At 64.9% G+C, this 12,258-nt stretch carries 12 protein-coding genes; 10 read left to right on the top strand and 2 right to left on the bottom strand.

From position 1 onward, the window contains the following. Positions 1 to 107: 107 nt before the first annotated feature. A complete protein-coding gene (locus tag RLDS_RS45295; RefSeq protein WP_009822535.1) occupies positions 108 to 236 on the bottom strand; it encodes an entericidin A/B family lipoprotein in 129 nt (42 codons plus the stop codon). Positions 237 to 572: 336 nt separating this feature from the next. Next, positions 573 to 1,520: a cell wall hydrolase gene (locus RLDS_RS45290; protein WP_031298553.1), complete on the bottom strand. Its 948-nt coding sequence runs from the start codon at positions 1,518 to 1,520 to the stop codon at positions 573 to 575. 215 nt (positions 1,521 to 1,735) lie between these two features. On the opposite strand from RLDS_RS45290, the gene RLDS_RS45285 reads away from it, so the two are divergent. The 10 genes from RLDS_RS45285 to mraY all read left to right on the top strand — a co-directional run bounded on the left by RLDS_RS45285 (position 1,736) and on the right by mraY (position 12,256). Next, positions 1,736 to 2,731, top strand: coding sequence for a cysteine synthase A (locus RLDS_RS45285; protein ID WP_021227068.1), 996 nt, complete (start codon positions 1,736 to 1,738; stop codon positions 2,729 to 2,731). Positions 2,732 to 2,775: 44 nt separating this feature from the next. Then, positions 2,776 to 3,105, top strand: a complete 330-nt coding sequence (locus RLDS_RS45280) for a hypothetical protein (RefSeq protein WP_052034156.1) — start codon at positions 2,776 to 2,778, stop codon at positions 3,103 to 3,105. 31 nt (positions 3,106 to 3,136) lie between these two features. Continuing rightward, positions 3,137 to 4,351 (top strand): Gldg family protein, encoded by a 1,215-nt coding sequence (locus RLDS_RS45275; RefSeq protein ID WP_021227066.1) that lies wholly within the window; start codon positions 3,137 to 3,139, stop codon positions 4,349 to 4,351. A 183-nt stretch (positions 4,352 to 4,534) separates the two neighbouring features. Next, complete coding sequence (locus RLDS_RS45270; RefSeq protein ID WP_021227065.1) at positions 4,535 to 5,032, top strand: division/cell wall cluster transcriptional repressor MraZ; 498 nt, start codon at positions 4,535 to 4,537, stop codon at positions 5,030 to 5,032. Continuing rightward, positions 5,029 to 5,991: a 16S rRNA (cytosine(1402)-N(4))-methyltransferase RsmH gene (gene rsmH, locus RLDS_RS45265; RefSeq protein WP_021227064.1), complete on the top strand. Its 963-nt coding sequence runs from the start codon at positions 5,029 to 5,031 to the stop codon at positions 5,989 to 5,991. The genes RLDS_RS45270 and rsmH overlap by 4 nt, the downstream gene beginning before the upstream one ends. Further along, complete coding sequence (locus tag RLDS_RS45260) at positions 5,988 to 6,638, top strand: hypothetical protein (protein ID WP_021227063.1); 651 nt, start codon at positions 5,988 to 5,990, stop codon at positions 6,636 to 6,638. Before rsmH ends, RLDS_RS45260 begins: the two co-directional genes overlap by 4 nt. After that, the gene (locus RLDS_RS45255; RefSeq protein ID WP_021227062.1) at positions 6,638 to 8,341 is read left to right on the top strand and encodes a peptidoglycan D,D-transpeptidase FtsI family protein; all 1,704 of its coding nucleotides are present in this window, start codon (positions 6,638 to 6,640) and stop codon (positions 8,339 to 8,341) included. The genes RLDS_RS45260 and RLDS_RS45255 overlap by 1 nt, the downstream gene beginning before the upstream one ends. Further along, positions 8,341 to 9,795, top strand: a complete 1,455-nt coding sequence (locus RLDS_RS45250; RefSeq protein WP_021227061.1) for a UDP-N-acetylmuramoyl-L-alanyl-D-glutamate--2,6-diaminopimelate ligase — start codon at positions 8,341 to 8,343, stop codon at positions 9,793 to 9,795. Before RLDS_RS45255 ends, RLDS_RS45250 begins: the two co-directional genes overlap by 1 nt. Next, entirely contained in the window at positions 9,792 to 11,183 is a 1,392-nt protein-coding gene (locus tag RLDS_RS45245; protein WP_021227060.1) for a UDP-N-acetylmuramoyl-tripeptide--D-alanyl-D-alanine ligase, read from the top strand. Before RLDS_RS45250 ends, RLDS_RS45245 begins: the two co-directional genes overlap by 4 nt. Then, positions 11,183 to 12,256, top strand: a complete 1,074-nt coding sequence (mraY, locus tag RLDS_RS45240; RefSeq protein ID WP_021227059.1) for a phospho-N-acetylmuramoyl-pentapeptide-transferase — start codon at positions 11,183 to 11,185, stop codon at positions 12,254 to 12,256. The genes RLDS_RS45245 and mraY overlap by 1 nt, the downstream gene beginning before the upstream one ends. Positions 12,257 to 12,258 lie beyond the last annotated feature (2 nt).

The following is a 12,258-nucleotide window of genomic DNA, read 5'->3' as shown; positions in this document are numbered from 1 at the left end:
TGCGAGCGCCGGGCTTTTTGCTGTCTGCGGACATGGCATTAAAAAAAAGGGCTCGCCGTCTGCCCGGCGAGCCCATGCTAGGGAGGGGTCGTCAAATAGCGGAGAATTTAGTCCGCGGCATCTTCCACGGCCTTGCCAGCGCTCTGCACGTCACGGCCAGCGCCTTCGACGGTGTTGCACGCGGCAACCATCAGCGAACCGGTGAGCAGCAAGGCGGTAATGATTTTCTTCGCCATCGAAAAATCTCCTCAAGAAACGGTTGCCGCCTGATCGTTCAGGGCGGCGACGATGGGAAAAACCCGTGTTCCGAAAATCCGTTCCGGGGGCCAAACAATAAAGATCTTGTGGGAAAAACCGGCGCAAAAAAGTAGAGCCCGGAACGCGTCGGGGGGAGAAACGTTCCGGGCTCATATTTTGTGGATAGCAAGAGCGGGGGGCAAAAGATTTGCTATCCGGGGTAGAGAACCAACCGGAATGCCATTCGGTTCCAGCGGTCCCTCACGCCCTGCAAATTTTATTTTTCCGTCATTTCAATTGGGTGGATGGTAGCCCAGTTATTAACCGCAAGAAAATCAGATAAGCGGGCGGCCGCTGTTGCGATATTCGGGCTTGATCGTCGATTGCGGCAGCCGACTGTCCGCTGACGCGTCGCCCGGACTGCCCGGTGACGACCATGACGGCGCAGTCGCTGGGGGCAGCGCGCCATTTGGCAGAGGTATCGGCATCGCCTGCGCCTCGGCCGGTGCGACTGGTTTCGCGGGCCAACTGGTGCGCGCCGGACCGGAAATCAGTTCGCGACCGGCATAAGGGGCGTTGAACGCCGCCACCGTGCCGTTGAAGCCGTGATTGCGGTAGAAGATATGCGCGCCCACGACGGCGACAGCCTGCAAAGACCCCGACCAGTCCGGGCGAACGGCAAGCGTATGATAATGGGTGGCGAGGCCGACGGGGGCATAGACTGATCCAGCCAGCGCCTCCTGCGCGATTCGCCGCGCGCGCGCCCAGGCACCGGGCGCAGGCGCCCGCGTCATGGAGCCGTCGCAGCTGAAGGTGAACTGGCATTTGGCGTCGATCCGCTCGGACCCCTGATAGACGACGCCGCACACGCTGTCGGGCCAGAGGCGGCTGCGCACGCGGTTCAAGACGACTTGGGCGACTGCCCGTTGGCCTTCTTCGGGTTCGTTACCCGCCTCATAATATATGGCGTTGGTCAGGCAGTTGGCAGCGCGATAACCATCCAGAGCCGTAAGCCCGCGAAAGACGGCGGCCGGCGCCGCCTTGACCGCATCCAGCCCAAGCACATGGCGGCTCTGAACGATCTCCACTCCGGGCACCGGGGCGAACGCGCCTTCGGCGTAGAAAAAGGCGGAGCCCGGGAAATTGTCACCAGGTTGTTCGGCGGGGTCGACCGGCGCCGCGCTGCCTTCCAGCAAATCGAGCGGCGCGGCCGTAATCAGGCGCGGGGCGACCAGCGCGCATAGCGCCAGCAGGGCCATGCCGCCCTTTGCTCTTCTGCCCATTGCCTGCACGTCATTCGTTCCCAAGCCGCGCGCGTCATGCCGCGAAGACGCGCCCATACGCGAAATCCCGGTGCTTGGCTTCCCTCATTTTGGCGCGTGCCGGAATGAGACGGCCGGCCATGTAGAGGTTAACGTCGCGGCGAAAACACGACCTTTGGTCTGCGCATCATTCGCTTGCTTGGCAAAGCCGCGCCGGCTCCGCTATGCGTTGCGCCATGCTGCTTTCTCCCAATAGTCTCGCGCTGATCGGCAACACGCCGCTCGTGCGCCTTACCGGCCCTTCTGATGAGACGGGCTGCGACATTTTCGCCAAATGCGAATTTGCCAATCCTGGCGCTTCGGTCAAGGACCGGGCGGCGCTGTTCATCGTCAACGATGCCGAGGAAAAGGGGCTGCTGAAACCGGGCGGCACGATCGTCGAGGGGACGGCGGGCAACACTGGCATCGGCCTTGCCCTCGTCGCCAATGCCAAGGGCTATAAGACGATCATCGTCATGCCTGAAACGCAGAGCCGTGAGAAGATGGACACGCTGCGCGCCCTGGGTGCGGATCTGGTGACGGTGCCGGCCGCGCCCTATTCGAACCCCGGCCATTTCGTTCACACCTCCCGCCGGATTGCGGAAGAAACCGACAATGCGATATGGGCCAACCAGTTCGACAATATCGCCAATCGCAAGGCGCATATCGTCGGGACGGCCGAGGAAATCTGGACGCAGATGGAGGGGCGGGTCGACGGTTTCACCTGCGCGGCGGGCACGGGGGGCACGATCGCGGGCGTCGGCCTCGGCCTCAAGGCGCGGGACGAGACTGTCACGATCGCGCTCAGTGACCCGCATGGCGCGGCGCTGTACAATTATTACGCCCATGGCGAATTGAAGGCAGAAGGGTCCTCGGTCGCCGAAGGCATCGGGCAGGGGCGCATCACCGCCAATCTGGACGGTGCACCGATCGACACCCAATTTCGCATCTCGGACGAAGAAGGGCTTTATTGGGTCCGGCGCTTGCTGAGTGAAGAGGGCCTGTGTCTGGGCCTGTCGTCCGGTATCAACGTGGCCGGCGCCGTCGCGCTGGCCAAGCAACTGGGGCCGGGCAAGCGCGTCGCCACCATATTGTGCGACACCGGATTCCGCTATCTGTCGACCCTCTATAATCGCCAGTGGCTCGAATCGAAGGGCTTGACGGTCTTCCCCTGGCTCGCGCACACTGCATGATCGCCGACACGGGTCGCGGCGATGATGGGACCAAGAGCGCGAACATGGCCGATACGCCCCGCCGTCAGGAAGGGTTGCAGCGCGTCCAGATCGGATTGACCGGCCTGGCCGGCGTCGTCCTGCTCGTAGGCCTCGCCAATATCGTCATAGAAAAGGCGCGGGTGGACGACGCGGCATTAGCGCCGCCGACCGTGCCGACGCTGGAAACCAACGCCGTCGCGCCCAAGGAGCCGCTGGCTGAACTCGGCGTTCAGCCAGCGGCTGAGCAGGCCCCCGTCGTGCCGGATCTTCAGCCCGACCCCAATCTCAAAAAACCGATGGATCAGGACCCGGCGCAGCCGCTTAATTCGGATTCCGACGGTCAGCCCAACTGATCCCATGTCCGGGGGCAGGACGGGTCGCGTCATGGCGGCGGCTGCGAAGGCATTTCTTGGGTTATGGCTTCCGGCCATGGTCGTGCTGGTCGCGGGATTGGGGCGGGCTTGGCAGACCGGACAGGCCGATCCATGGGATTGGAGCATCGCTGTCGCCGCATTGATGGCGGCGGCCGGCTTTCTGTTGGCGCATCGCGGCATCATCGTACTGCTATGGGCGGCGATCGGAGCCTCTGCGCCGGTCCTCATCTTTTGTGTGCTGGCCGCAGGGCGGCTGGCGCTCTGGTCGGCGTTGGGCGTGACGGTCATTGCGCTGCTGCTCGTCGTTGCGGCCGCCTGGTTGCGCCATTCGCCGATCAGGCGGGGGCGGGTCGCCGCCCTGGGCATGATCGCCGTCGCGGGACTGATTTTCAACTTCGGCTCTGCGCCGCCCCTGGCGCCGGTCGATGCCAGGCCCAGGCTTGCCGTACTGACGGGGCTGCCCTTGTTCTGGGAAGAGCTGGGAGCGGTCGGGAAAGGACCGCGCGATGCACCCATCATCACGGTCCTGCGCACCCGCTTCACGATCCTGCCGCTTGACGACCCCCGCGATCTGCCTGGCACGGGCGCGCGCCAGCTTTTGATCGCGCAGCCGCGCGCACTTTCGCCCGAACAGCTGGTCGCGCTTGATGGTTGGGTGCGGGCCGGGGGCAGGGCGTTGGTCCTTGCCGATCCGCTGTTGCGCTGGCCCTCCGCTCTACCCCTCGGCGATCGCCGCCGGGCGCCGTCGACGACCCCGCTTGCGCCATTGCTGGCCCATTGGGGCTTTGTTCCTGGCCGGTTGCAGCCGCTGGAGGTGCGTCATTTCCTGGCCGACGGTCGGCTGATGACGGTATCGGGCGCCTGGTTGCCGCATGGTCAAGCAGTACCGCCACAGCCAGTGGGGCGCGGGTGGGTGCGGATCATGGGGGACGCTGATATGATCGACGACCGGCTCTGGCTGGCCGACCCGGCGCAGCCCCTCAATCCCCGCTTCTGGTCGGCCGATACACCGGCCGTCATGCTCCACTGGCTCGGCGCCTCCGCTCCTGAGGCCCGTCCCTGGATGCGTGGGCCAGCCGACCTGACGATCGCGCTGCGATGGGCGACTCTGGTCGGGACAGGCTGGGCATTATTGGGTGGGGCATTGCTGCGCCAGCATTTTCGCCGTAGAGATCAGGAACAAAAAGTGAAAACTTGGTCAGGAAAGCGAGCAAAATCAGTCTAACCCATTTTTGACCAGCTTTTCCCATCCTCTCCCGACTTTTCCCTTTTCAGTCGGCCCCATGCTTGGTAGGAAAACCGGCATTGGGGTTCGTCAGGCTTTGTGCAGTCCTGTGGTGTCGGATTGTCTGTTCGCGATTCCGGCAAAGGGCGGCCTGCGTCCCAGTCAAAAGGGGCCAATTTCAGGGTGTCGGACGTCATTCTCTATTCGGGCAACGCGTTCAGCGTCGCGGACGGCAAAGGCCGTTTCGTGCTGCCCCTGGAGATGCGCAAGCTGGTGGCCCAGGCTAGCGGCGGGCAGAACCGCCTGTGCCTGTCCGTCCACTTCGACAATGGCTGCGCCACCGGCTTTGGCCTGTCGCACAAGCAATTCCTGTTCGACGAGGTCGAGAAGCTGGAGCGTCAGGCCTATGAGGCCGGTCGCGATTTCAATGCCGACCTGGAGCGCGAAAACCGACTCGGCACGATCGAGGACGTAAATTTCGACGATGGCGGCCGATTCTTCCTGCACCCCGATATCAAGGAAGAGGCCGGCATCACGGACGCGGTGTTTTTCTACGGCGTGGGTCGCTATTTCCAGATCTGGAAGCCCGAGGCTCTGGTCGAAAGCCCCGATCGTCCTGCGCTGATCCGCAACAAGGTCCGCCGCTGGCTGGACCAGCGCACGGCCGGAGGCGGCAAGTGAGCGCCGCGCCCCATATCCCCGTACTGCTCGACGAGGTGCTGGACGCCCTGGCGATTGCGCCGGGGGAAATTCATGTCGACGGCACCTTCGGCGCGGGCGGCTATAGCAGTGCCATGGCCAAGGCCGGGGCGCGGGTCTTTGCCTTCGACCGCGATCCCGACGCGATCCGCGAGGGGAAGGCGCTGGCCGACGCGCATGGTATCACGCTCATTCCCGGCGAATTTTCGCGCATGGCGCAATTGCTGGCGGAACGCGATGTCGATCGCGTGGCGGGCGTTACGCTCGACATTGGCGTATCCTCCATGCAGCTCGACCGGCCCGAACGCGGCTTTTCCTTCCAGGCTGACGGTCCACTCGACATGACGATGAGCCAGGGCGGCATGAGCGCGGCCGATTTCCTCAACACCGCCCCGGAAGAGGATATTGCCGACGTCATCTACCGCTATGGCGAAGAGCCGCGTTCGCGCCGGGTCGCGCGCGCCATCGTGGAGGCCCGTCCGCTGGAGCGCACGGCGCAGCTGGCCGCGGTGGTCCGCAAGGCGCTGGGGCACAAGCCGCATGACAAGAAGGACCCGGCGACCCGCACCTTTCAGGCGATCCGTATTCACGTGAATCGCGAGCTGGAGGAGTTGGAGCGCGGACTTGAGGCGGCTGAAGAGCTGCTGGAGGAAGGCGGGCGCCTTGCGATCGTGACCTTCCACAGTCTGGAGGACCGTATCGTCAAGCAGTTCCTGCGCAATCGCAGCGGTGGCGAGGGTGCGGGATCGCGACATCTGCCCGAACGCACCGCCGGGCCGCAGCCGACCTTCGCCAAGCCGGCCAAGCCCGTGCGCGCTGGCGACGCGGAACTGGCGCGCAACCCCCGCGCCCGTTCCGCCACGCTGCGCAGCGCCGTCCGCACCGCCGCGCCGTCCCGGCTTTCACCCGCCCCCTCGTCGCCCCGGAGTAGCCACGCATGATCGCCGTCAAGAGATTGCAGAGCCTCATCTGGGTGATTCTGGTCGCGCTCGGCGCGCTGGGCGCATATATGGTGTCGCTCAAGGTTGCGACTGAACGCAACGAATTGATGCGCGTGCGTTCGCAGATCGCCGCCACGAAAGCCGACATTCGCTATTTGGAAACGGAATTCAGCGCGCGCGCTTCCATGCGCCAGCTTGAAAGCTGGAACCAGCATGACTTTCTCTACGCCACGCCCACCGCGCAGCAATATCTGGAGGGGGAAAGGGCACTGGCGCAGCTGGACGGCGTGCAGCCCAATGGCCCGGACTATGTCGCGCCCCCGGTGATGGTGGCGATGGTTGAAACCCCGGCCGATCTTCCGTCCGCTCCGCAAAAGACCCCCGAAAGTCCTGCGGCGACCCAGATTCGCAGCGACATCGCGATCATTCGCGAAGCCCATGCGGCCGATAATGTCGACAAGTTGCCCAAGCCTGCCCCAAAGCCCGCCGTAGTTCAGGCGAAGGCGGACGCCGATGTGTCGAAACCCAATCCGATCGCGCGCAAGGCGGAGCGGATGGCGATGCTGGACGCCAAGCTGCTGGACGACAGCACTTTGGGGGATCTGACGGCGCGGGCCGACCGCGAAAAACGCAAAGGCGCGCGCTGATGGCGACGATCATCGTTCAGCCCGGCGGCCCGCGCGCAGGGCGGCAGAGGGTCAACCTCACCGCCATGGCGCATAACCGGTTGATGCTGTTGCTCATCCTGTTCCTCGCCATCACCACCATATTGATCGGCCGGCTCTTCTGGGTCGGTATTTTTGCGCATGGGACGGGCGGGGACGGGGCGCTCGGGCCATTCGTGCCCGCGCGCGCCGACATCGTGGATCGCAACGGCGTACCGCTGGCGCGGACCATGGACGCCTATTCCGTTTCGGTGCGGCCCTCGAAGCTGATCGGCGAACCCGTCGAACTTGCCCGCAATTTGCACGAAATCTTCCCCGATGAATCCGAAGCGACCTTTTACAAGAAGCTGACGGGCAAGGGCTGGGCCTATCTGCGTCGCCGTGCTCTGCCCGAACAGGTGGCGGCGGTGAACGCGCTGGGGGAGATCGGCATCGAATTTCCGCGCGAGAAGGAGCGGCTCTACCCACAACGCACGCTTGCAGCGCATATTCTGGGCTTCGCCCCCAATAGCAAGGGCGTAGGCGGCATGGGCGCGGAGGCCGCCTTCAACGATCGGCTGATCGACCCGGCGCTGCGCGGCAAGCCCTTCGCCCTTTCCATCGACAGCCGGGTTCAGGGCGCGCTCGAAAGCGAGCTCTACACCCAGCTGGTCCAGACCCGCGCCAAGGGCGCGGGGGGCATCATCCTGGACGTCAATACCGGCGAAGTCATCGCCATGGCGTCGATCCCGGTGTTCGATCCCAACAAGCTGCAAAATTACGCGGGCAAGCGCTGTTCCGAATCACCGCTCTGCAACCATATGGTTCAGGCGCGTTACGAGCTTGGTTCCGCCTTCAAGCCGCTTTCGATCGCCGCGGCCATGGACGCCGGCGTCGTCACCTCGATGAGCGAGCGGTATGACGCCACCGCGCCGCTCGCCGTCGCCGGCTTCCGGATCAAGGACGACCATCCGCTCGGTCGCTGGATCAACGTGCCGGAAATTTTGGTGCACAGCTCTAACATCGGCACCGCGCGCATCGCTGACAAAATGGGCGCCGAGCCGCTGCAGAAGTTGTTCCGCAGCCTAGACTTTGATCAGCGCGCGCCGATCGAATTCAATGAGCGCGCAGGCGGGCTTTGGCCGTCCAACTGGGGGCGCATCACCAGCATGACCGTGTCCTATGGCCATGGCATCGCTGTGACGCCGCTGCACCTTGCCACCGCCTATGCAGCGCTGGTCAATGGCGGCATGTGGCGCCCCGCCACCGTGCGCAAGCTGCGCCCGCAGGATGTACCGCAGGGTCGCCGCGTCTTTTCCGCCGCCACCAGCGCGCGGATGCGGCAACTGTTGCGGATGATCGTGTCAGCCGGTACGGGGCGAAGCGCCGACGCCAAGGGATTCCGGGTGGGCGGCAAGACGGGTTCGGCCGAAAAGCCCCAGGAAGGCCGCTATAACAAGACTTCGCTGGTGACGACTTTTGCTTCTGCTTTCCCGATGGACAATCCCCGCTATGTCGTCGTCGCCATCATGGATGAGGCGACGGGCCAGTTCGGCCTGCGCACGGCTGCCTGGACGGCCGCACCCGTGGTGAAGCGCGTGATCGAGCGGACGGGGCCGATGCTGGGCATCATGCCGGACGAGCGGCGCGACGTCGATATTTCCGATCTGATGCCGCTGCTTCACGGTCAGAAGGAGAAGGAATAATGCGCCTCGGGTCGCTTATCGAGGAGCTGGATGCCGAGGTCGCCAAAGCGGTAAGCGCCGCTGGCGGCCTCGACACGTCCGTGACGGGTTTTGCCATCGACAATCGAAAGGTCGCACCGGGGACCATCTTTGGCGCTTTCCAGGGCCAGCGCGTCAACGGTGAAGACTATATTCCCGACGCCGTGCGGGCCGGCGCCATCGCCGTCGTCGCGCGGCCCGAAGCTCTTGTCGACGGGGCGATCCATATCGCCGCCGCCAATCCCCGTCAGCTGTTCGCCCAGCTTGCGGCGCGCTTCTTTGCGCCGTTCCCCGATGTGACGGTCGCCGTCACCGGCACCAATGGCAAGACCAGCACGGTCGAACTTGCCCGTCAGCTCTGGCGCATGATGGGCCATAATGCGGCTTCGATCGGGACATTGGGCGTCACCACCTCGGTCGATCAGGTGTCGACCGGCCTTACCACGCCCGACATCGTCACCTTCCTCGCCAATATGGCCGGGCTGCGCCGCGAAGGCATCACCCATGCCGCGTTCGAGGCATCGAGCCATGGCCTCGACCAGTATCGCACCGAAGGACTGCCTGTGCTCGCCGGCGCCTTCACCAACCTGTCGCGCGATCATCTCGACTATCATGGCGACATGGACAGCTATTTTGACGCCAAGATGCGGCTGTTTGACGAGGTCGTCGCGCCGCAGGGCAGCGCCGTCATCTGGGCGGACGACGACTGGTCGGACAAGGCGATCGCGCGGGCTACGAAGCGGGGGCTTCGTGTGCTGAGCGTCGGGGTGCAGGGGCGTGCTTTGCAGCTTGCCAACCGCACCCCGACTCAGTTGGGCCAGACGCTGGAAGTCGAGGCCGATGGCACGCTTTACAAGGTGAACCTTCCGCTGATCGGCGCCTATCAGGCCGCCAATGCCCTGACCGCTGCCGGCCTCGTGATCGCGACCGGCGGCGATACCGCCAGGGTCATGGAACTGCTCGGCCGGGTGCAGCCCGTGCGCGGCCGGCTGGAGCGTGCGGTGATCAGCCGGACAGGCGCGCCTGTCTATGTCGACTATGCGCATACGCCCGATGGGCTGCGCGCCGCGGTCGAGGCGCTCCGCCCGCATACAAAAGGGCGGCTCATCACCCTGTTCGGCGCGGGCGGCGATCGCGACGCCGGCAAGCGCCCGCAAATGGGCAAGGTCGCGGCCGACCTGTCCGATCATGTGATCGTCACCGACGACAATCCCCGGTCCGAAGAGCCGAGCGCCATTCGCGCCGCCGTGCTGGCGGGCGCGCCGCACGCGCAGGAAATTGGCGGCCGCCGCGACGCCATTGCCGCAGCCATCGCGCAGGCGGGCGCGGACGACATCGTGCTATTGGCCGGCAAGGGCCATGAGCAGGGCCAGATTATCGGCGACCGCGTCCTGCCGTTCGACGATGTCACCGTCGCGCGGGAGTGCGCGGGGTGAGCGACCTCTGGACCTCTGCTGAGATTGCCGAGGCCACAGGCGGCGCCGCGTCGGCGCCGTTCGTCGTTTCGGGAGTCGCGTTCGACAGCCGCGAAGTGAAGCCGGGCGACCTGTTCGTCGCGATGAAGGGGGAGGCGACCGACGGTCATCGCTTCGTCGACCAGGCGTTCGCGCAAGGGGCGGCAGGCGCGATCGTCAGCGACGCGATCGGCCATCCCCATATTCGCGTGACCGACAGCACCGCCGCGCTTCAGGCACTCGGCGTCGCGTCGCGCCGGCGCATGGACGGCAAGGTCATCGGCGTCACCGGATCGGTCGGCAAGACCGGCACGAAGGAGGCGCTGTATCTGGCGCTGGATCGCGCCGCGCCAGGGCAGGCGCATCGGTCGGTCAAAAGCTACAACAACCATGTCGGCGTGCCGCTCAGCCTGGCGCGCATGCCGCGCGAAAGCGCCTATGGCATTTTCGAGATGGGCATGAACCATGCCGGCGAATTGTCCGCGCTGACCCGGCAGGTGCGGCCCCATGCCGCGATCGTCACGGCGATCGCACCTGCCCATATCGAATTTTTCGGGACCGAGGCGAAAATTGCTGAGGCCAAAGCGGAGATTTTCGAGGGGCTGGAGCCGGGCGGCACCGCCATCATTCCCTATGACAGCCTGCATGTCGCGACGCTGTATAACAAGGCGGAGCGCCACGCGGCGCGCATCCTGACCTTTGGCATGAGCCCGCAGGCCGATGTGCATGCGCTTGAAACGGTGCCTGCGCCCAATGGCGGCACGCTGGTGACGGCGCGCCTACCCGACGCGGAGTTGTGCTTTACCGTCGCTGCGCCCGGCGATCATTGGGTGTCCAATGCGCTTGCCGTGCTGGCGGCGGTCGAGGCGGTGGGCGGCGATCTGGCGGCGGCCGGGCTTGCGCTCGCCGAAATGCCGGGGCTGCCGGGCCGGGGGGAGCGCCGCATCCTGCCGGTCGCGGGCGGCGAAGCCTTACTGATCGACGAAAGCTATAACGCCAACCCGCTGTCCATGGCCGCAACGTTGAAGCAACTGGGCCGCGAAGCCGCCGATCGGCGCATCGCGGTGCTGGGCGGCATGCGCGAACTGGGCAGCGCCAGCGCCGATCTTCATGCCGGGCTGGCCAAGCCTCTGGCCGATGGCGCGGTTGATTTTGCGGTGCTGGTGGGCGCGGAAATGGCGCCGCTGGCCGACGCGCTCGAAGGCACTATGGCCTATGCCCATGTGCCTGACGCTGCGAGCGCCATCCCCCTCATTGAAAAAGAAATGCGCGCGGGCGACGCGATATTGGTCAAGGGGTCCAATGGCATCGGGCTGTCGCGCCTGGTCGCCGCCCTGGGTCAGGCCGTCCGCGACGGAGAAACGAACTGATGCTCTACTGGCTCGCCCAGACCCTTGACTTCGCGGGTATCTTCAACCTGATCCGCTACCTGTCCTTTCGCGCGGGCGCGGCGATCGCGACCGCGCTTGTCATCGGCCTGGTGATCGGTCCCAAATTCATCGGCTGGCTGCGCGTGCGCCAGGGCAAGGGGCAGCCGATCCGCGACGACGGGCCGCAGACGCACCTCGCCAAGCGGGGCACGCCGACCATGGGCGGGCTCATGATCCTGACGTCGATGGTGGCGTCCGTGCTGCTGTGGATGGACCTGTCGTCCATCTATGTCTGGGCGTGCCTGTTCGTGACATTGGGGTTCGGCGCGATCGGCTTTCTGGACGATTATGACAAGGTGACGAAGGCCAGCCACAAAGGGCTGTCGGGCAAGATGCGCCTGATCTTCGAATTTCTGATCGCGGGCGTCGCGGCTTGGATGATCGTCAATCAGCATGGCAATACCGCGCTCTATGTGCCTTTCTACAACGGCCCCGCGATCGAGCTTGGTCCCTTCTATTTCTGTTTTGCCGCCTTCGTCATCGTTGCCTTCGGCAATGCGGTGAACCTCACCGATGGCCTGGATGGCCTGGCGACGATGCCGGTCATCATTGCCTGCCTCGCCTTCCTGTTGATCGTCTATCTGGTCGGCCGGGCGGACTTCGCCGAATATCTGGGCATCCCCCATGTTCCGGGCGCGGGCAACCTCACCATATTGTGCGGCGCGATCATCGGCGCGGGCCTCGCCTTCCTCTGGTTCAACGCGCCGCCCGCCGCCGTTTTCATGGGCGACACCGGCAGCCTGGCATTGGGCGGCACGATCGGCGTGATCGCCGTCACCGCGCATCATGAAATCGTGCTGGGTATCATCGGCGGCCTGTTCGTGGTGGAGGCGCTCAGCGTCATCATCCAGGTCTTCTTCTACAAGCGGACCGGCAAGCGCATCTTCCGCATGGCGCCGATTCATCATCATTTCGAGCAGCTGGGCTGGGCCGAGCCGACCGTTGTGATCCGATTCTGGATCATCGCTTTCGTGCTGGCGCTCGCTGGCCTGGCGACATTGAAGCTGAGGTAAGC

This window comes from Sphingobium lactosutens DS20 (assembly GCF_000445105.1).
Classification (GTDB): Bacteria; Pseudomonadota; Alphaproteobacteria; order Sphingomonadales; family Sphingomonadaceae; genus Sphingobium; species Sphingobium lactosutens.
This window is presented reverse-complemented; position numbering and strand designations above follow the sequence as displayed.